Origin of the sequence: Arthrobacter sp. UYEF20, from assembly GCF_040546335.1 — a bacterium.
GTDB lineage: Bacteria > Actinomycetota > Actinomycetes > Actinomycetales > Micrococcaceae > Arthrobacter.
This window is the reverse complement of sequence record NZ_JBEPNP010000009.1, coordinates 101,765-119,864: the sequence shown is the minus strand read 5'-3', so window position 1 is coordinate 119,864 and position 18,100 is coordinate 101,765. Positions and strand designations below refer to the sequence as shown.

The following is an 18,100-nucleotide window of genomic DNA, read 5'->3' as shown; positions in this document are numbered from 1 at the left end:
GATGAGACCGCAGTTCCCGTCCGGCCCCGCCAACCGCTCCGCCCTCTACCTGCTGGGCCTCCTCGCGGCCCTGAAAGCGCTGTCCCACGTCCTGATGGCGCAGGCGATCGCGTCCATGCTCGCGGGGCTGATGGCACACAATCCGGCCTGGGCCGAGCAGCTGGTCTGGGGACTCGCCGGGGTTGTCCTGCGATCCCTGACCGTCTGGGCCCAGGCCGTCGCGTCGCGCCGGGCCGCGCTGGGCGTCAAGGAGGAGCTGCGCTCGCAGCTGCTCGAGCGCGCACTGCGCAACGGCACCCGGACCGCGGGACCCTCCGACGGCGGCCTCGCCATCCTGGCCACGCGCGGACTGGACGCCCTGGACAGCTACTACACCCAGTTCCTGCCGGCCCTTGTGAACTGCGCCGCAGTCCCGTTGCTGCTCGGGGCCCGGATCCTGTTCGCGGACTGGATCAGCGCCGTGGTGATTGTGCTGACGGTACCTCTCGTACCGCTGTTCATGGTCCTGATCGGGCGCTATACCGAGGACCGGGTCCGTGAGGCCCAGTCGGCACTCGCCCGCCTGTCCGGCCACATGCTGGAGCTCGCCAAGGGCCTCCCCGTGCTGGTGGGGCTGGGCCGTGCCACCGCCCAGCGGAAGGCGCTGGAGGACATCTCCGAGGAATACCGCTCCCGCACCATGGGGACCCTGCGCACCGCGTTCCTCTCGGCCCTCGCCCTGGAACTGATCGCGACGATCTCCGTCGCCGTGGTCGCCGTCTTCATCGGCGTCCGGCTGGTGAACGGGGACATGGGCCTCGAAGCGGGGCTGCTGGCCCTGATCCTCGCCCCGGACTGCTACCTCCCGCTCCGGGAGCTGGGCACGGCCCACCACGCGAGCGACGACGGCCGCGCCGCGCTCGCCGAAACCAACGCCGTGCTCGACGCGCCCGAAGCCACACCCCTGAGCCCCGCCTCGGGCCAGCCCGCCGCGGCTGGCGAAACAGCCCTGCCTCCCGCCGTCACCGTCCGCGGACTGACGGTCCACTACAGCGGCAGGCCGGACGCCGCCGTCGGACCGCTCAGCTTCACGGCGGCCCCCGGCAGGATCACGGCCCTCGACGGGCCCAGCGGGTCCGGAAAGAGCACCGTGCTCGGGGTGCTGGCCGGCACAGTCGGGGCAGGCGGCGGGACTGATCACCAAACCAGCGTCACCGGATGCCTCGAGGGATTCACGACAGCGGACGTCGCCTGGGTCCCGCAGCATCCCGTGATGGTGGCCCCTACGGTACTCGACGAGATCCGGCTGTACCTGTACCGGCCCGGGGACCAGCCCGCAGGGGAGACCGACGGCGCCCCGACCTTGGGAAGGGACGCGAAGGACGCCGCGGCCCGCCGCTGCCTGGCAGCCTGCGCCGCGGGGCACCTCGCCGCGAAGCACCCCGCCGAGCTCAGCCCGGGGGAGCTGCGCCGCGTGGCGCTGGCCCGCGGCCTGGCCCGGATCGAGGCCGGAGCCACCGTGCTGCTCCTTGACGAACCCACCGCCCACCTGGACCGCGAATCAGCCACCATGGTCAGCCATGCCATCGCCGCGCTGCGCGGGAAAGTCACCGTGCTGCTCGTGGCGCACGACCGGCAGACCCGCGAGCTGGCGGATGAGCTCGTGGCCGTGGCGCCCGGCACCGGGACGGCGACCCACGCCGCACCGGCCGCGGCGCCCGGGTTGGAACCACTGCCGGAGGCCCTGACGGCGGCCCTGACTGCCGGGGGGGCCGCCGCCCACGACGTGGGCTGGGCGAAAACCGCGTCCGGGGAACCAGGGGAGCCACAGGACAAGGTCGCCACCGGCACCGGCTCAACGGCCTCTACAGCAGTCCAGCTGCGCCGCCTCCTTGCCCCCGTGGCAGCAAAATTCGCCGCGGCCGGAGCCGTCGGCACGCTGGCCGCACTCTTCGCCGTCGCCCTCGCCGGGCTGTCCGGCTGGCTGATCATCCGTGCCAGCGAGCAGCCGCCCATCCTCTACCTGCTCACCGCGATCGTGGGCGTGCGCTTCTTCGGCGTCGGCCGGGCCGCCCTGCGCTACCTCGAACGCCTCCTGCTGCACGACGCCGTGTTCGCCGCCCTGACCCGGCTCCGCGGCCGGCTCTGGGAATCACTGAGCCGCCGTGCCCTGTCCCTGCGCCGGCTCCTGCAGGGCGGAAGCGTCCTGGGCGCTGTGGTGGACGACATCGACACGGTCCGGGAGCTGCTGCCGCGGGTGGTCCTGCCGCCGGTGACCGCCGTTGCCGTCGCGGCCGCCGCCGTCACCGGGATCGGCCTGCTGCTGCCGGCGGCCCTCCCGGCCATGATTGCCGCGGCGGTGCTCAGCCTCGTGGCCGCCCCGGCCCTTGCACTGGCGGCGGACCGGATGTCCGCCCGCACCGAACAGCGGCTCCGGTCCGGCGTGCTGCGCAGGGTCGCTGCCGCACTCGACGCCCGCGCCGAACTCCACGCCAACGGCGTCTCCGCCCCGGTGCTCGCCGCAATCACAGCGGCGGACCGCTCCGCGACCGCAGCCTCCCAGCGGTCCGCCTGGGCCGAAGGCCTCGGCCAGGGGCTGACGGTGTTGGCCTGCGGGGCCGCCGCCCTGGCCAGCGCCGTGCTGGCCGCGCCGCTAGCCCTCAGCGGCGCGGTGGAGCCCGCGACGGTCGCCGTCGTCGTGCTGTTGCAGCTCGCGCTCGTGGAGCCGTACGGTGCCATCACGACGGCGGTCCGCCAGTACCCGGCGCTGCGCACCGTGCTGCGGCGGATCAGCGGGGCTGGAGTCCTGGACCGGCCCGGCGGCGCTGCCGAAGGGGCCGGCGGGCTCGTGCCGGTCCCGGCGCGGCCTGACGCCACGCCGGGGGTGGAACTCCAGGGGCTCTCCGCTGCCTGGCCCGGCGGAGGTGCCGTCTTCACCGGGCTCAGTGCCACCGCGGAACCCGGACGCTGGCTCGCAGTGACCGGGGCCTCCGGCTCGGGAAAATCCACCCTGCTGGCCGTGCTCCTGGGCTTCCTACCGCCGCGGAGCGGCCAGATCTTCGTCAGCGGCCGTGCCGCCTGGTGCCCGCAGGAAGCGCACCTGTTCGACTCCACGATCCGCGGCAATCTCATGCTCGGACTTCCGGACACCCGGCTGGACGGGCAGCTGGAGCAGCACTTGCAGGAGGCTCTCGCCGCGGTGGGCCTCGGGCCCCTGGTTGCCCGGCTCGGCAGCGGGCTGGACGGTGGTCTGGGCAGCGGCCTGGACACCAGGATCGGTCCGGGCGGCGCCTACCTCAGCGGCGGCGAGCGGCAGCGCCTGGCTGTCGCGCGCACGCTGCTGACCGGCGCGGACGTGATCCTGCTCGATGAGCCCACGGCCCACCTGGACGCGGAGTCCGGCCGGGCCCTGCTGGCCGAGCTCCGGAAAGGCCTCAAGGACCGCACCGTGGTCCTCGTGACGCACAACCCGGAGGATATCGACGCCGGCGACAGCCGCCTGGACCTGGACAACGCGGCTGCCACCGCCCCCGGCACGGCTGCAGCGACGGCCGGCGCGGTGCTGGCGCGGCGCTGAGCCGGAGGCTAGCCTGTCCCCATGATTGGACAAGCATGATTGGACATGCATGATTGGACATGGGGGCACCGACGCGGGCGGCTGCCTCGACCCCAGGCTTACGTGGCGGTCCGCAGGGACTGCGGACCTGGACGGCTGGGCAGCCCTGATCGCCCGGACCGCCGCCGTCGAACAGCCTGCCTGGTTCGAGCGGCGCGCCGACCTGGCGCAGATCCTCGAATCGAAGACCAACCCCGGCGCCGCGAACACCATCCTTGGCCGCGACGGGCGCGGCGTGTCCCGGGCCTACGGCCGGATCACCAAGAACCGGGACGGTGACAAAGCGCTCGGCTTCGGCTGCGTCGATCCCGGGTGGCAGGGCACCGGGATCGGTACCGGGCTGCTGGGCTGGATGGAACAGCGGACCCGCGAACGGTTTGCCGGGGATGCCGCGTCCGGGCAGCCGGAGTCGGGCCCCGTTCCCAGGCTGCGACTCCACATGGAGCAGCAGCACAGGCACCAGGCGGCGCTCTTTAAGGGCGCGGGCTACCGGACAGTCCGCTACTACAACCAGATGCACCGGCCGTTAGCCATCGGGCTCCCCGAGGCCGAGTTGGAGGCGGGGCTGGAGCTGGTGGCTTTCGGCCCGGAACTGCACGAGGCGGTCCGGCTGGCCCATAATGACGCCTTCCGGGACCACTGGGGCAGCGAGCCGCGCGACGAGGAAGCCTGGGGCTTCGTGGTGAATGATCCGCAGGCCCGGCCGGACCTGAGCGCTGTGGTCCTGGAGCGGTCCAGCGGCACAGTGGCCGGCTACCAGCTCGCCAGCCACGACGCCGGGGGCGCAGCGACCCGCGGCTTCAGCGAGGGCTACACCGACTTGCTCGGCGTGCGCCGGGAGTTCCGCGGCCGGGGGATTGCGCAGGCGCTGCTCGCCGATGCGATGCGCCGTTTCGCCGCTGCCGGCCTGGACAAGGCCTCGCTCGACGTCGACTCGGAGAACCCCACCGGAGCCCTGGCGCTCTATGCGAAGATGGGCTACGTCGCCGTCAACAGCAGCATGGCCTGGGACAAGGAACTGTAGCTACCCGTCCATGCGCTACCCATCCACGCGCTACCCATCCACATCGTGGAGGTGATGGACGACGTCGTGCAGGAAGTATTGCGCCAAGGTCAGCACGGTGAATTCCGAACCGTTGCTGCGGGTGCCTTTGCGGCCCCAGTGCTCCTCCGGTACCCCGGCGAAGGACGCGGCGATCTGCTCGCCCCCGGCGGTCAGTTCGGCGCTGACCCCGGCCGGATCGGCGTTGGCGTAGTCCTTCTCCACCGCCGTGAGGTCCTGGTCCCAGTCGTCGAAGCGGGCGCCGTCCCCGGCCAGCATGAGGGACAGCCGGTGGTCGAACAAGGTGAAGACATCGCGGACATGGCAGGCGTACTCGAGCACGGACCAGGTGTCTTCACCGGGGCGGTCCGCGACGTCCGGACGCCGCAGGGCGGCCCGCCACCGTGGCAGCATGCTGGTCACGATTCCCGGCGCCGCCGCGGGGGTGGCCGTGGCGGCGTCGAAACCGCACTCCGGGCAGGGCCGCTGCAGCACCCAGGTCCAGTCCTTGTGATCGGGGATGATAGGCATCCCGGCAGTCTATGTGCCTTTCTGCCTGGCCCGCTGAAGGGCGTTGATCCGCCGCCGGCAACGCCCGGGAAAACCGGGCACGGTTTGGCGGGTACGTTCCCTTCCCAAAGGAGTAAAATTCTTTCCGGGGGGCGGGCCTGGAAAGAGAATAGCCATGCTCAAGGATAAGCAAGTCGGCGCTGTGCTGCCGGCCGCGGACATCGCCCGTGCGCGTGATTTCTACCGTGACAAGCTCGGGCTCGAACCCGAGAACCCGGATGCCAAGGACAACTTGCAGTACAAATGCGGCTCCGGAACCGGGTTCCTCCTTTACCAGACGCCCAATGCCGGGACTGCGAAGAATACGCAGATCGGCTGGATGGTGGACGACCTTCCCGCTGCCATGGCCGAGCTCCGGGCCAAGGGAATCACCTTTGAGGAGTACGATTTCCCGGGCCTGAAAACCGAAGACGGCATTTTCACCGAGCCGGACGGGAGCTCGGCTGCGTGGTTCCTGGACACCGAGGGCAACATTTTGAGCCTTAACCACATGTCCTAGGACTGCGCTGAACAATTTGGGTGGTTTAAGGCGTGCCTGCTGGACTTCGGGCCGTGGTCCTTAATGCTGGATACATGCAAGGAATTGAAGAGGCCCAGCGCGGGTATTTGGATGTGAAGGCACTGGCCGGGGAGCTGTTGGCCCCGGGCAGTGCCTACGCGCTTCTGGCCGGGCACCGCTCGGAGCTTTTCCCGGACTCGATGATGGAGGACCTGTTTCCCTCCAAGCGGGGCAGGCCCTCGATCCCGGCCGGCGTCATCGGCACCGTCCTGGTCCTGCAGGCCCTGGAGGGTTTGTCGGACCGGGCCACGGCCGAAGCCTTGACCTTTGACCTGCGGTGGAAGGCCGCCCGCGGGTACGGGCTGACCGAGACCGCGTTCCATCCCACGGCGCTGGTGCATTAGCGCAACCGCCTGCGCGGCAGCAGCAACCCGCACCGCATCACCGAAGCCGTAGCCCAGGTCTTCACCGCGGCCGGGGTCCTCACCGGTAAACACCGCCGGGCGGTGGATTGGACCGTGTTCGCCGATGCGGTGGCCCGGCAGGACACCATCACCCAGTTGATTGCCGTGATCCGCCGTTTCGGCAAGGCCATGGAGCACGGGGCCACGCTCATGGCGGTCCACGCGACCTCCTATGATTACTCGTACGTGGGGGTGGATCCCGAGGCCAGGCACGCGCACAAGTCCCGCTCGGTGATGATGGACGGGTTCAAGGGACACATCATCGCCGGTAACCGGGCTCTACACCAGCGCCGTGATGACCCGGTCCGCCGGCCCCGGTTCCAACGACGCGGAAGCCGGAATTGGGTTGGCCGCCACCGATCCGGATCGGCGCCGGCCGTTCGTCACAGATGGCCGCAATGGCGGGTCCTATGGCGGCCATCTGTGGCGAATGGGTGATCCGTGATCCGTGATCCGTGATCCGTGACCTTGGCACGTCTACCTGGGCTCCCGGTGTGAATTGCCGGATACGAGGGACCCGGGCGCCCGCGGAAACGCGGCCAGCCCGGGCTCGGTGCGTCCCGGGCGCCCGACCTTCCTTAGGGGGCGGCAGCTCCGTCGGCGTCTTCCGCGGTCCAGGCCATGCTCGGCCCGATTGCGTCTATGGCCTGTGAGAGCGGAATCCCGGAACCGTCGCGGCGGCCGTGCTCCCCGGGCAGGGAACGTGCCACCCCGGCCAGCGAGGATGCCTTCGCCGGACCATGCCCGGCCCACGCGAGCAGGAGGGTGTCTTCGCCCTTCAGGAAGCGGTGCGCCCGGACCCCGGCCGTGGCGCGGCCCTTCGCCGGGTACTCGGACAGGGCGGTGACCTTGGCGGCTCCGGGAGCGGTGCCGGGGAGGGCCCCCTCCGTGCCGGCGACGGTCACCACGACGGCGGCCGCGTCGGCCGCGTCGGCGGCGCCGAAGAATTGCACGTTGTCCCCGGCGGCCAGCTTGATCCCGGCCATGCCGCCGGCCGTGCGGCCCTGCGGACGGACCGCCGAGGCGCTGAAGCGCAGCAGCTGGGCCTGCTGCGTCACGAAGACGAGGTCGACGTCGTCGGATCCCGCGGGAGCCACGCCGATCACGGCGTCCTGGTCCTTGAGCACGATGACTTCCCAGTCCTCGCGGTTCAGCGGGTAGTCCGGCTGGACCCGCTTGACCACGCCCTGCGCCGTGCCGACCGCCAGTACCTCGTCCAGCGGGGCGAAGGCGACGAGCGACTCGTTCTTCAGCAGCGTGATGAAGTCCCTGGCGGGCACCCCGCCTGCCATATTCGGGGTGCCCGAGGTGGGCGGCAGCACCGGCATGTCCATCACCTGCAGGCGCAGCATGCGCCCCTGGGAGGTGACGGCGGCGATCTCGCCGCGCGCGGAGGTCTTGATCGCGGACTGGAACACATCGTGCCGCGTCCGCGGGCCGGACTCGGCGAGGCTGTCCTGGTTCGCGGTGCGGGCGATCTGCCCGGACACGGTGAGGATGGCCCAGCACGGGTCGTCGGCGATCTCGAGCACCAGCGGGGCGGCCTTGCCCTTGACTCCCGGGGCTGCGGCAAGGGCAGCGGCGACGGTGGGCGAGACGGCCTCGGACTCGAGCAGCACGGTCCGTCGCGGGGTGCCGAACTTCTCGGCGATCTCGGCAAGTTCGGAAGACACGAGGGCGCGGAGCCGCTCGCTGGAACCGAGGATGGCCTCAAGTTCGGCGATTTCCCGGCGCAGCTCCTCCTGCTCCTTTTCGAGCTCGATCCGGGAGTACTTGGTCAGCTGCCGGAGCCGGAGTTCCAGGATGTAGTTGGCCTGGATCTCGGAGAGGTCGTAGATGGACATCAGGCGGGTCCTGGCGGCGGCCACCTCGTCCGAGGAGCGGATGATCTGGATGACCTCGTCGATGTCCACGATGGCGATGAGGAGGCCCTCGACCAGGTGCAGCCGGTCCTTTTTCTTGCCCAGGCGGTAGGCCGTGCGGCGCCGGACGACGGTGATGCGGTGCTCGACGTAGACGGACAGCAGCTGCAGCAGGCCCAGGGTCTGCGGCTGCCCGTCCACGAGCGTGACGTTGTTGATGCCGAAGGAGTCCTCCATCGGCGAGTAGCGGTAGAGCTGCTGGAGCACGGCGGTCGGGTTGAAGCCGTTCTTCAGCTCGATCACGAGGCGCAGGCCGTGCTTGCGGTCCGTGAGGTCCACGATGTCGCTGATGCCGGTCAGCTTCTTGCCGTTGACCGCGTCCTTGATCTTCTCGATCACCTTCTCCGGGCCCACCATGTACGGCAGCTCCGTGACCACAAGGCCGGTGCGGCGGGCCGAGAGCTGCTCGATCTCCACCTTGGCCCGGGTCCTGAAGGAGCCGCGGCCGGTGGCGTAGGCGTCCCGGATGCCGTCCAGGCCCACGATCCGGCCGCCGGTGGGCAGATCCGGGCCGGGGACGAACTTCATGATGTCCTCGAGCGTGGCGTCCGGGTTGTCGATCAGGTGCCGGGCGGCGGCGATCACTTCCACCAGGTTGTGCGGGGCCATGTTGGTGGCCATGCCGACGGCGATGCCGGTGGCGCCGTTGACCAAAAGGTTCGGGAACGCGGCCGGCAGCACATCCGGCTGGGTCAGCTGGTTGTCGTAGTTGGGCACGAAGTCGACGACGTCCTCGTCGAGGTGGTCCGTCATGGTCAGCGCCGCCGCCGCAAGGCGCGCCTCGGTGTACCGCGGGGCCGCCGGGCCGTCGTCGAGCGAGCCGAAGTTGCCGTGCCCGTCGATCAGCGGCAGCCGCAGCGAGAAGTCCTGCGCCATGCGCACCATGGCGTCGTAGATCGCTGTGTCGCCGTGCGGGTGCAGCTTGCCCATCACCTCGCCCACCACACGGGCGCTCTTGACGTGGCCGCGGTCCGGGCGCAGGCCCATGTCGCTCATCATGTACAGGATGCGCCGCTGCACGGGCTTCAGGCCGTCGCGGGCGTCCGGAAGGGCCCTCGAGTAGATCACCGAATAGGCGTACTCGAGGAACGATCCCTCCATCTCGGAAGTGACATCGATATCGACGATGTTCTCGACGAATTTCCCTGCGGAATCGGGGTTGGCTTCCCCTGCCGGGGGCGTGGTTTGGCGGCGTGCCATGAGGCTGGTGGGTCCTTCTGAGGGGTGCTGGGCGGGTGCTGCGGAGGTTTATGACTAGGCTAAGCCTATGGTGGATCAGCCCGCGGACGGCGTATATCCGGAATATTGGGAAGCCGATGTTGTCCTGCGCGACGGCGGGACCGCCCACCTTCGCCCGATCCATCCGGCCGATGCGGACGCCGTGCAGGCCTTCCACGTGGGCCAGTCGCAGAAGTCCACCTACATGCGGTTCTTCGCGTTCAAGTCCAGGCTCTCAGCCAAGGAACTCCAGCGTTTCACCGAAGTGGATTACCGGGACCGGGTGGCCCTGGTGATCACGATCGGCGGGGAGATCATGGGCATCGGCCGCTACGACCGGCTGGACGATCCGGAAGAAGCGGAAGTGGCCTTCAACATCGCCGACGCCCACCAGGGCCGCGGCATCGGGTCCATCCTGCTCGAACACCTGGCCGCCGCCGCCCGCGAAAACGGCATCCGCAGGTTCAGCGCCGAGGTGCTCCCGGAGAACCGCAAGATGCTGATGGTTTTCTCGGACGCCGGCTACGACGTCAAGCGCCACTTCGACGACGGCGTGGTCAGCCTCGAGTTCAACATCGACCCCACCGATAAGTCCCGCGCCGTGATGGAATCCCGCGAGCACCGCGCGGAGGCGCGCAGCATCCAGGAACTGCTCGCCCCGTCCTCCGTGGCCGTGATCGGGGCCAGCCGCAGGTGGGGCACCGTGGGCTACCAGCTGCTCGAACACGTCATCGAAGGCGGGTTCACCGGCCCGGTCTACGCCATCAACCGGGAGGCCTTGGAGCTCGCCGGGATGCTGTCCTTCGCCAGGCTTTCCGAGGTCCCGGGCCCCGTGAAGCTCGCCGTCATCGCCGTCCCGTACGACGAGGTGCCCACGGTGGTCGAGGAGTGCGGTGCCGCCGGCGTCAAGGGGATGGTCGTCGCGACGGCCGGCTTCGCGGACGACGGCGACCGCGGACTGGCCAGGCAGCGCGAGGTGGTCCGCCAGGCCCGCGCCAACGGCATGCGCGTGATCGGCCCGGCATCGCTGGGCATCGTCAACACCAACCCGGCGGTCTCGCTGAACGCCTCGATGGCACCCTCGCTGGCCCGCCGCGGCGGCCTCGGGCTGTTCAGCCAGTCGGCAGCGATCGGGGTCTCCCTCTACGCCGCCTCGAGCCGCCGCCGTGTCGGCATCTCCACGTTTCTCTCGGCCGGGAACCGCGCCGACGTCTCCGGCAACGACATGATGCAGTTCTGGGAAGACGACGCCGACACCACTGCGGTGGGCCTTTACCTGGAATCGATCGGCAATCCGCGCAAGTTCTCCCGCCTGGCCCGGCGGCTGGCCCGGACAAAGCCCGTCATCGTGGCCAAGTCCGACGCGGTGGGACTGCATCTGCCCCCCGGCCACGCGGTGCGGACCACCCAGGCCCCGCCCGAGGCAGTCGACGCGATGATGCGCCAGGCCGGAGTGATCCGGGTCGAGACCATCGAACAGCTGATGGACATCGCCCAGATCGTCTCGAGCCAGGCCTTGCCCACGGGCCCCGGCGTCGCCGTCTTCAGCAACTCCCGGGCCCTGGGAAAGGTCGTCGCGGACAGCGCCGCCGTCCAGGGGCTCGGCGTGGAACGCATCGTCACCGACGTCGACCTCGACGCCGGGATGCCGCTGGCGCTGCCGGCGCTGCGGCGCAGCCTGCAGGAAACCCTCACGATCGACGCTGTCCACGCGGTCGTCGTGGCACTGCTCCCGGCGCACGGGCTGACCGTGGAGAAGATCGCCGCAGTGCTGGCCGAATGCTCGGCGGCCGCCGGAAAGCCGGTGGTGGCCGCCTTCAGCGGCATCCTGGATCCCTCCGTGTCTGTGGAAGGCATGGTCGGCGCAGACGCCGCAGATGCCGCAGAGCCGGCCGCCAGGGCCGCCGTGCCGTGCTATTCCAACCCCGGGGCCGCCGTCGCCGCCCTCGGCGCCGTGGTCCGCTACGCCCAATGGCTGGACCGGGACCAGGGACTCTTCGTGGAACCCGAAGGCTGCGACCCGGAGGGCACCCGGGCGGAACTGGAAGAGCTGCTCCGCAGCGTGGGGGGCGAGCAGCTGCGCAGGCTCGACCAGCCGACGGCGTCGAAGCTGCTGGCGCGCTACGGCATCAGCGTGGTGCCCTCCGTGGGCTTCGAGACCGCCGAGGAAGCCGTGGCCGCGGCGGACAAGCTCGGCTGGCCGGTGGCCCTGAAGACCACGGACCCGGCGCTGCGGCACCGGCTGGACCTCGGCGGGGTGCGGCTGGACATCCAGGACGCCGAATCGCTGCGGCTGAACGTGCTGCAGATGCGCAAGTCGCTGGAACGCTACGGCTCGCCTTCGCTCGAAGTGCAAACCATGGCGCCGGTGGGGCAGGCCTGCACCTTCCGCGCCGTCGAGGACCCGCTGCTGGGCCCGGTGATCTCCTTCGGCCTGGCCGGGGATGCGGTCAATCTGCTCGATGACTGGGCGCACCGGGTCCCGCCGCTGTTCGGCTCCGACGTCCACGACTTCATCCGGGGTCCGCGGGCCTCGCGGAAACTGTTCGGCTACCAGGGGCTGCCGCCCGTGGACGTTCCAGCCCTCGAGGATCTGGCCGCCCGGCTGACCAGGCTCAAGGACAACCATCCGGAGATCGCCCTCGTGGAGTTCAATCCCGTCCTGGCCGGACCCGACGGCGCCTCGATCCTCGCCGCGGACGTCCGGATCGCCAATGCCGCCCAGCGCACCGACAGCGCGCGCCGGGCGATGCGCAGCTGAGCGCTGCGGACGGTCCGCCGCCCGTTCCTGCCGACTGGCCCTGCCGGCTGGCCGCTTCCGTGCGGCCGGCCGGTGCCGCGCGGCTGGCCGGTGCGAGCCGCCGTGCAGTTAGCATGTCCCCAGCCGATCTGTGAAAATGGAGATCATGAGCTCCCAGTCTCCGACACCCAAGTCCCCGGCGCCCGCCTCCGGACGCCAGGGCACGCCGCACCACGGCCTGCATGACCACAGTGAGCAGGGTCAAAGCCTCGAGGGGGCCCTCCAGCAGTCCGGTTTCTACCCCCGGCTCGTGGCCGATGTGGTCGCTGACGCCCTGGACGGTCGCGACTGCGTGGCGCACCTGGTCCATCTTGAGACGCATTTCGACCGGGCCGAGGTCCGCCGCCACATCACCGTGCTGGTGCTGACCGAGGACATGCTGGTCATCACCCATGTGGATGACCAGCAGCTCGATGATGCCGGCGAACAGACCGTCGCGCAGGTCTCCACGGAATCCGTCCCCGTGACGCAGATCCGCTCCGTCGTGCTCAGCTACGTGTACGCCCAGCCGCAGGAGTACAAGTCCTCGGACCCGGTCCGCGAGCTGACCCTGTCCATCGCCTGGTCCGGCGGGCAGCGGTTGGACATGGGCCCGGCCAGCTGCGGCGATCCGCAATGCGAAGCGGACCACGGCTACAGCGGCACCATCGCCCAGGAAGACATTGTGATCCGGATCAGCGCCGAAGCCGACGGGCTGCAGGCCGTCCAGGACGCCAAACTCTTCGCCCGCGCCCTCCGGGCCGTGAACACCGGGTCCTCGGCCCCCACACCGCACACCGGCCCCGGGCTGCCGCCGCGCGCCCGCATGGGTGTCTTCGGAAACCGCCTCAGCCGCGGCCACCAGCGCTAGATGGCGCCGGTCCGCGTGCCCGAGCCGCTCTCTGTGCCTTCCGCACCGTCCCTGCCCGTGACGCTCCCCACCGCCATGCCGGCCGCGCCGGCGTTCGGCCACCGCTCCGTCGCCGAGGTGCTCAGCAGCGCCGCGGCCAGCATCGGGGTCCCCGGATTCGAAAACCGGCTGGATCTGCCCGCTGGCAAGCGGATCTGCGTCGTGCTGGCCGACGGGCTGGGCCGGAACCTGCTGAAGCAGAAGTCGGCCCACACTCCGTTCCTGCGCTCCGTCATGCAGGCAGGCCAGGGGCGGGTGCCGGTGTCGCTGGATTCCGCCTTCCCCTCGACCACGGCAGCCTCGCTGGCCAGCTTCGGCACGGGCCTGGCCTCAGGGCAGCACGGCATGGTGGGCTACGACGTGCTGGACCCGGACCAGGACCGCGTGGTCAACATGCTGGGCAATTGGGACGCCGGCGTGGATCCGCAGAAATGGCAGCCCTTTCCCACAGTGTTTGAGCGGGCCGCGGAGCACGCGGACGTCACCACCGTGGGCCTGCCCCAGTTCGGCGACTCCGCCATGACCCAGGCGGCGCTCCGGGGCGGCCGCTACGTCACGGCCACCACCTCGCACGCCAGGACCGCCGCTGCCGCCGAGGCCATGGCCGGTGCGGGGAGCTCGCTGATGTACTTCTACGTCAACGAGCTCGACAAGGCCGGGCACCGGCACGGCTGCCAGTCGGCGCAGTGGGAGTACCAGCTCGAAGAACTTGACGCCACCGTGCGCCGGCTCAGCTCCACCCTTCCGGCCGGCACCACGGTATTGCTCACGGCGGACCACGGCATGCTTGACGTCCCGGAATCCCAGCGGATCGACTATTCGGCGGAACCGGACCTCATCGCCGGTGTCCGGCACACCGCGGGGGAGCCGCGGATGGTCCATCTCTATCTGGAGGACGGGACGGACGACGCCGGCCGCGCCCGGCTGCTGGCGGCCTGGCGTGCCCGCTTCGGCGACCGGATCTGGGCGTTCACCCGTGAAGAGGCCGTCGCCGCGGGGCTGTTCGGGGAGGTCCGCGCCGAGGTTGCCCCTCGGATCGGCGACGTCATGATCGCCGCCCGGGATGCCCTGGCACTCTATGACACCCGGCGGGTGCGGCCGACTGCCCTGGAGGTGGTGGGCCAGCACGGTTCCCTGACCAAGGCGGAACGCGACGTCCCGCTGCTGTGCTTCACGGCCGACGGGGCCAAGGCGCCACGCCGCTGAGACGGTGCCGCTGGGACGGTGTGCCGCTGGAACGGTGCCGTTGGGACGGCGGGCCACTTCCCCGGGAGGACATGCCCAGTTTTCGCGCCCGGGACAGGGCATTACCGGAATATGCCCATCGGCCGGCCCGGGCGCGGGGCATGTCCTGATCGGGGGGGCAGGTGCAGTGGCTGGCTTGGGGGCGTCGGGCCGCTTCCCCGGGAGGACATGTCCAGTTTTCGCGCCCGGGACAGGGCATATCCGGAATATGTCCAGGCGCCGGCCCCGGCACGGGGCATATCCGGAATATGTCCAGGCGCCGGCCCCGGCACGGGGCATGTCCTGATCCGGTGGCAGGTGCAGCGGCTCCGCTGGGGGCGTCGGGCCGCTTCCCCGGGAGGACATGTCCAGTTTTCGCGCCCGGGACAGGGCATTACCGGAATATGCCCATCGGCCGGCCTGGGCGCGGGGCATGTCCTGATCCGGTGCTCATATTCGCTTAAGCCGTCGGGGTCAGGATGCCGGTGCGTGCCCGTTAGTCGCCGCGGGTGCCGAAGACTATTTCGTCCCAGCTGGGGACGCTGGAACGCTTGGGCTTGGCGGGCTGGCGCTCCGGCTGCTCGGATTCCCGTTCGGTGCGGACGTCGGCTCCGGCGTCACGGTGCTGGCGGCGCGGGCTCCCGCCGCCGAGGAGTTCGTCCAGGCCTTTGTTCGGGGTGGGGCCCTGCTGCCCGGCCGGCCGGAGCTGGGACGCCGCAAGGGTGATCTCCCGGGTCTCCGTGCTCACACCGTCGTGCAGTTTGAGGGCGTCGTCCGCGTCCTCATGCCGGGGGGCCAAGGTGAGCCGGGACATGATGGAGGGCCGGCCGTCGCGGCGGCGTCCCCAGGTGTCCGCACCGGGCTGCACTGTGTCCGCACCGGGCTGCACTGTGTCCGCACCGGGCTGTTCTACCGCTTCTAACGCTTCTGCCGGTGCGTCCGGGCGGTCCGCTTCCGGGGCCGCGGGCAGCTCCTGGGTGGAATCCGCTTCCGGCTCCGCTTCGGTTTCGGCCGGAACTTCGGACGGCCGCGGGTGGGCCGCCGGGACTCCGTTGGTCAGGAGTAAGGCGAGGGCGTCGTCGGCGTCTTCGTCGACGCCGAGGCGCTGGCCCCGGCGGGAGCGCAGCATGTCGAGCAGCCCGTCCGCTTCCTGATCCTGCTGGAGCTGGAGTTGCTGGATGGCGTTGTGCTGGGCAGTCGCCGTCCGGGCCGCCGCATCGGCGTCGGTCTCAAAGTCAAAGGGACGGTCCGAAACGGCCGAGAGCCGGCGTGCCGGGACGGGCCCGTCGAGCGGTTCCAGTTCGCTGAGCTGCTGCGCCCAACGGTTGGCGTTCTGCAGGGATTTGCGGGCCGGATTGAACGTCCACATCGCCGGCGGCTCCTCGCCGATGCCGGACTGGCCGGGCTTCGGTTCGAAGCGGGCCACCACGTTCCAGCTGCCGTCTGTGCGCCGCCAGGAGTCCCACTGGACCGTCGAAGGATCGATGCCGTGCGCCGGCAGGCGGTGCGTCACCATGTCGCTCAGGGAGGCCGGGTTGTCACCGAACACCGAGCGGTATATGTCCTGGCCGGGGGCGGGGGAGGCAACTTCCACCTTGCGGGCCTGCAGCGCGATGTACTCGCGCTCGGCAAGTACCGGACCCTCATAGCGCTGGACTTTGGCGAGCGGGATGCCCGAGAGCTCCGCCACCTCCGCCGCCGTCGACCCGCTGCGGATCCGGGCCTGGATATCGCGCGGAGACATGGCAATAGGCGTGGTGCCCGCGCCGGAAGCAGCCTTCGCCGACGTCCGGCTGGACGCCACCCGAAGTGCTTCATCGATTGGCAGCTGGAACATCTCGCCGCCGGCGCCGCTCAACAGGAGATGCTCCCCGTCGTCGTGGACGCCTACAAGCCGTAGATCCTGCATACAAATCCTCCACCCTGGCATTACTAACAATCGAAACTCTGCCACCCGGAGGGGACTTTTCGGGTGAGGACAGAGGGCGCGCCGCGAAATTCCGCGACTTTCCGGCACTTTTCGGCCCGTCAAGGACCGTCCGGCGGGCAGTGCACCACTCGCCTCTGGTTTTCACCAGACGCTTAAGCAAAAATGACCCGACATCGGGCACAAAAACCGCATGCCCGGCGTTGTCATCGGTGAACCGGGCCCGGAGGGGTCCCGGGCCACGAGCCCGGCAGGACCAACCGGGGCTCGGCAAACCAATCGAACCAGCGGAGTGTGAGCAACATATAATGGCGACAGACTACGATGCGCCACGCAAGACCGAAGAGGACCTCAGCGAGGACTCCATCGAGGAACTGAAAACGCGGCGTACGGACAAGCCTTCCGCAGTGGTGGATGAAGATGAAACCGAGCTGGCTGAAGGCTACGAACTCCCCGGGGCAGACCTCTCCGGGGAGGAACTCCTGGTCCGGGTGATGCCGGCCCAGGCGGATGAATTCACCTGTGCTTCCTGTTTCCTCGTCCGCCACCGTTCGCAGATCGCCCGCGAAAAGGACGGGCTTAAGTACTGCAAGGAGTGCGTGGGCTAGGAAAAACGGCCGCGGAGAGTCAGTTCCGGGACTGCAGCGCGGCGAGCAGCTGATCCGGGTGCTTGGTGGACGTCAGCCAGTACGGCGTGCGGTCCGAGGGGTCCGTGATCTCGATCCGGACCACCGGATCCACCCAGCCCCGGATGCACATGAACGCCAGGCCGTTGAGCCGGGTGCCGCGCTCCGCCGTCGCTTCCTTACCCCGGTAGGCCTCCGCGGTCCCGAGGAAGCGGCGTTCGATCGTGGCCCGGCCGACGCGCAGGGTCGAACCCGTCACCGTGATGGCCGGCGTGGAGACGATCAGCAGTACGGAGATGATGACGAAGAGCACGGCGGCGGCCGTGATCCCGGCGGCGATGCTGATGGGTGCGAAGACCAGGATCCCGGCGCTGGACAGTCCCGCCGACACCAGCCAGATCCAGAAATTCGGCCAGATCTTCTCCTGGTAGAGAACGGCGGCGTCACTGGGGGTGTTGGAAGCAGGCACAGCTGCACTGGATTCGGGCATGAGCCCAGCTTTCCACTTTTCCCGGCCTATTTCATCTTGGCCGCCGGGCGTGGTCCGGTCCGGCGCACGTACTGCCCGCTGCTGTGCTGGCCGAAGGCCGCTGCGGCTAGGTGCGGCTAGGTGCGAACCACAGCCGGGCGTTAGAGTGAGGGACTGTGACTGAAGAAAAAACCGCCGTGACCACCCGCCCGGACCAGCCAGCGGAAACCGGCGCCGGGGAGTACGGAAACCCCACCCTGACCGTGCAGTTGAAGATGCTCGACGCCGGGCTGGAACCGCCGTCGTACGCGCATCCGGGGGACGCCGGCGCGGACCTGCGTGCCCGCGAGGACGTCGTGCTGAAGCCGGGGGAGCGCAGGCTGGTGCCGACCGGCGTGTCCATCGCCCTCCCGGACGGCTTCGTTGCCCTGATCCACCCGCGGTCCGGCCTGGCCACCAAGCACGGACTGACGGTGGTGAACGCGCCCGGAACCGTTGATGCGGGCTACCGGGGCGAAATTGCCGTGACACTGCTGAATACTGACCGGCATGAGGCGATCGAACTCAAGCGCGGCGATAGAATTGCACAAATGGTTATCCAGCGCGTCGAGTACGCACGGTTCCTCGCCGTTGAGGAACTGGGCGACTCGGTCCGCGGCGGCGGTGGCTTCGGGTCCACGGGTGGCTTCGGCGCCGCCACGGCCTGAGCCTGAGAAGAGCGACCCGCAGCCCTGCCCAGCGGGCATTGGGTAGCCGGCATTGGGCAGCGGGCATGGGACGGTGGCAAAGATCCGTGGCATGCGGAATTCAGGATTTTGAGCAGGTACCTTAAGCCGGCGGTGCCGAGGGAACGGG

13 protein-coding genes are annotated in these 18,100 nt (G+C 69.9%); 9 read left to right on the top strand and 4 right to left on the bottom strand.

Annotated elements, in window-relative coordinates; translation table 11 throughout:
* The first annotated feature begins 1 nt into the window (after window position 1).
* Both cydD and ABIB26_RS12135 read left to right on the top strand, forming a co-directional pair.
* Window positions 2–3,556, top strand: a complete 3,555-nt coding sequence (gene cydD / locus ABIB26_RS12140) for a thiol reductant ABC exporter subunit CydD (RefSeq protein WP_354243147.1) — start codon at window positions 2–4, stop codon at window positions 3,554–3,556.
* Window positions 3,557–3,605: 49 nt separating this feature from the next.
* Entirely contained in the window at window positions 3,606–4,619 is a 1,014-nt protein-coding gene (locus ABIB26_RS12135) for a GNAT family N-acetyltransferase (protein WP_354243144.1), read from the top strand.
* Between the two features lie 30 nt (window positions 4,620–4,649).
* Here ABIB26_RS12135 and ABIB26_RS12130 read toward each other — a convergent pair whose 3' ends face one another.
* Window positions 4,650–5,168 (bottom strand): DinB family protein, encoded by a 519-nt coding sequence (locus ABIB26_RS12130; protein ID WP_354243141.1) that lies wholly within the window; start codon window positions 5,166–5,168, stop codon window positions 4,650–4,652.
* Window positions 5,169–5,322: 154 nt separating this feature from the next.
* Between ABIB26_RS12130 and ABIB26_RS12125 the strand changes: the two genes are divergently transcribed.
* Together ABIB26_RS12125 and ABIB26_RS12120 are read left to right on the top strand one after the other, a co-directional pair.
* Window positions 5,323–5,706 carry a VOC family protein gene (locus ABIB26_RS12125; protein WP_354243138.1) on the top strand — a complete coding sequence of 128 codons (384 nt, stop codon included), beginning with the start codon at window positions 5,323–5,325 and terminating at the stop codon, window positions 5,704–5,706.
* A 74-nt stretch (window positions 5,707–5,780) separates the two neighbouring features.
* Window positions 5,781–6,110 carry a transposase gene (locus ABIB26_RS12120; protein ID WP_354243135.1) on the top strand — a complete coding sequence of 110 codons (330 nt, stop codon included), beginning with the start codon at window positions 5,781–5,783 and terminating at the stop codon, window positions 6,108–6,110.
* A 638-nt stretch (window positions 6,111–6,748) separates the two neighbouring features.
* Here ABIB26_RS12120 and ABIB26_RS12115 read toward each other — a convergent pair.
* On the bottom strand, window positions 6,749–9,292 hold the full coding sequence (locus ABIB26_RS12115) for a DNA gyrase/topoisomerase IV subunit A (protein ID WP_354243132.1): 2,544 nt from the start codon (window positions 9,290–9,292) through the stop codon (window positions 6,749–6,751).
* A gap of 67 nt (window positions 9,293–9,359) precedes the next feature.
* Between ABIB26_RS12115 and ABIB26_RS12110 the strand changes: the two genes are divergently transcribed.
* The 3 genes from ABIB26_RS12110 (at window position 9,360) to ABIB26_RS12100 (ending at window position 14,205) form a co-directional block, all read left to right on the top strand.
* Window positions 9,360–12,071, top strand: a complete 2,712-nt coding sequence (locus ABIB26_RS12110; RefSeq protein ID WP_354243130.1) for a bifunctional acetate--CoA ligase family protein/GNAT family N-acetyltransferase — start codon at window positions 9,360–9,362, stop codon at window positions 12,069–12,071.
* 145 nt (window positions 12,072–12,216) lie between these two features.
* The gene (locus tag ABIB26_RS12105; protein ID WP_354243128.1) at window positions 12,217–12,960 is read left to right on the top strand and encodes a DUF5998 family protein; all 744 of its coding nucleotides are present in this window, start codon (window positions 12,217–12,219) and stop codon (window positions 12,958–12,960) included.
* A 75-nt stretch (window positions 12,961–13,035) separates the two neighbouring features.
* Complete coding sequence (locus tag ABIB26_RS12100) at window positions 13,036–14,205, top strand: alkaline phosphatase family protein (protein ID WP_354243308.1); 1,170 nt, start codon at window positions 13,036–13,038, stop codon at window positions 14,203–14,205.
* A gap of 514 nt (window positions 14,206–14,719) precedes the next feature.
* Here the strand turns inward: ABIB26_RS12100 and sepH are convergent.
* Complete coding sequence (gene sepH / locus ABIB26_RS12095; RefSeq protein WP_354243126.1) at window positions 14,720–16,132, bottom strand: septation protein SepH; 1,413 nt, start codon at window positions 16,130–16,132, stop codon at window positions 14,720–14,722.
* Between the two features lie 326 nt (window positions 16,133–16,458).
* Between sepH and ABIB26_RS12090 the strand changes: the two genes are divergently transcribed.
* Complete coding sequence (locus tag ABIB26_RS12090) at window positions 16,459–16,758, top strand: DUF4193 domain-containing protein (protein ID WP_354243123.1); 300 nt, start codon at window positions 16,459–16,461, stop codon at window positions 16,756–16,758.
* Window positions 16,759–16,777: 19 nt separating this feature from the next.
* Here ABIB26_RS12090 and ABIB26_RS12085 read toward each other — a convergent pair whose 3' ends face one another.
* Window positions 16,778–17,266 carry a DUF3093 domain-containing protein gene (locus ABIB26_RS12085; RefSeq protein WP_354243121.1) on the bottom strand — a complete coding sequence of 163 codons (489 nt, stop codon included), beginning with the start codon at window positions 17,264–17,266 and terminating at the stop codon, window positions 16,778–16,780.
* Window positions 17,267–17,421: 155 nt separating this feature from the next.
* Between ABIB26_RS12085 and dut the strand changes: the two genes are divergently transcribed.
* The gene (dut, locus tag ABIB26_RS12080) at window positions 17,422–17,952 is read left to right on the top strand and encodes a dUTP diphosphatase (protein WP_502913659.1); all 531 of its coding nucleotides are present in this window, start codon (window positions 17,422–17,424) and stop codon (window positions 17,950–17,952) included.
* Window positions 17,953–18,100: the final 148 nt, after the last annotated feature.

Excerpts from the sequence above, each read along its gene's own strand:
- ABIB26_RS12115 (WP_354243132.1), bottom strand. The coding sequence starts at position 9,292 with ATGGCACGCCGCCAAACCACGCCCCCGGCAGGGGAAGCCAACCCCGAT.
- ABIB26_RS12130 (WP_354243141.1), bottom strand. The coding sequence starts at position 5,168 with ATGCCTATCATCCCCGATCACAAGGACTGGACCTGGGTGCTGCAGCGG.
- ABIB26_RS12110 (WP_354243130.1), top strand. The coding sequence starts at position 9,360 with ATGGTGGATCAGCCCGCGGACGGCGTATATCCGGAATATTGGGAAGCC.
- ABIB26_RS12100 (WP_354243308.1), top strand. The coding sequence starts at position 13,036 with ATGCCGGCCGCGCCGGCGTTCGGCCACCGCTCCGTCGCCGAGGTGCTC.
- cydD (WP_354243147.1), top strand. The coding sequence starts at position 2 with ATGAGACCGCAGTTCCCGTCCGGCCCCGCCAACCGCTCCGCCCTCTAC.
- ABIB26_RS12125 (WP_354243138.1), top strand. The coding sequence starts at position 5,323 with ATGCTCAAGGATAAGCAAGTCGGCGCTGTGCTGCCGGCCGCGGACATC.
- ABIB26_RS12105 (WP_354243128.1), top strand. The coding sequence starts at position 12,217 with ATGAGCTCCCAGTCTCCGACACCCAAGTCCCCGGCGCCCGCCTCCGGA.
- sepH (WP_354243126.1), bottom strand. The coding sequence starts at position 16,132 with ATGCAGGATCTACGGCTTGTAGGCGTCCACGACGACGGGGAGCATCTC.
- ABIB26_RS12120 (WP_354243135.1), top strand. The coding sequence starts at position 5,781 with ATGCAAGGAATTGAAGAGGCCCAGCGCGGGTATTTGGATGTGAAGGCA.
- ABIB26_RS12135 (WP_354243144.1), top strand. The coding sequence starts at position 3,606 with ATGATTGGACATGGGGGCACCGACGCGGGCGGCTGCCTCGACCCCAGG.
- ABIB26_RS12085 (WP_354243121.1), bottom strand. The coding sequence starts at position 17,266 with ATGCCCGAATCCAGTGCAGCTGTGCCTGCTTCCAACACCCCCAGTGAC.
- ABIB26_RS12090 (WP_354243123.1), top strand. The coding sequence starts at position 16,459 with ATGGCGACAGACTACGATGCGCCACGCAAGACCGAAGAGGACCTCAGC.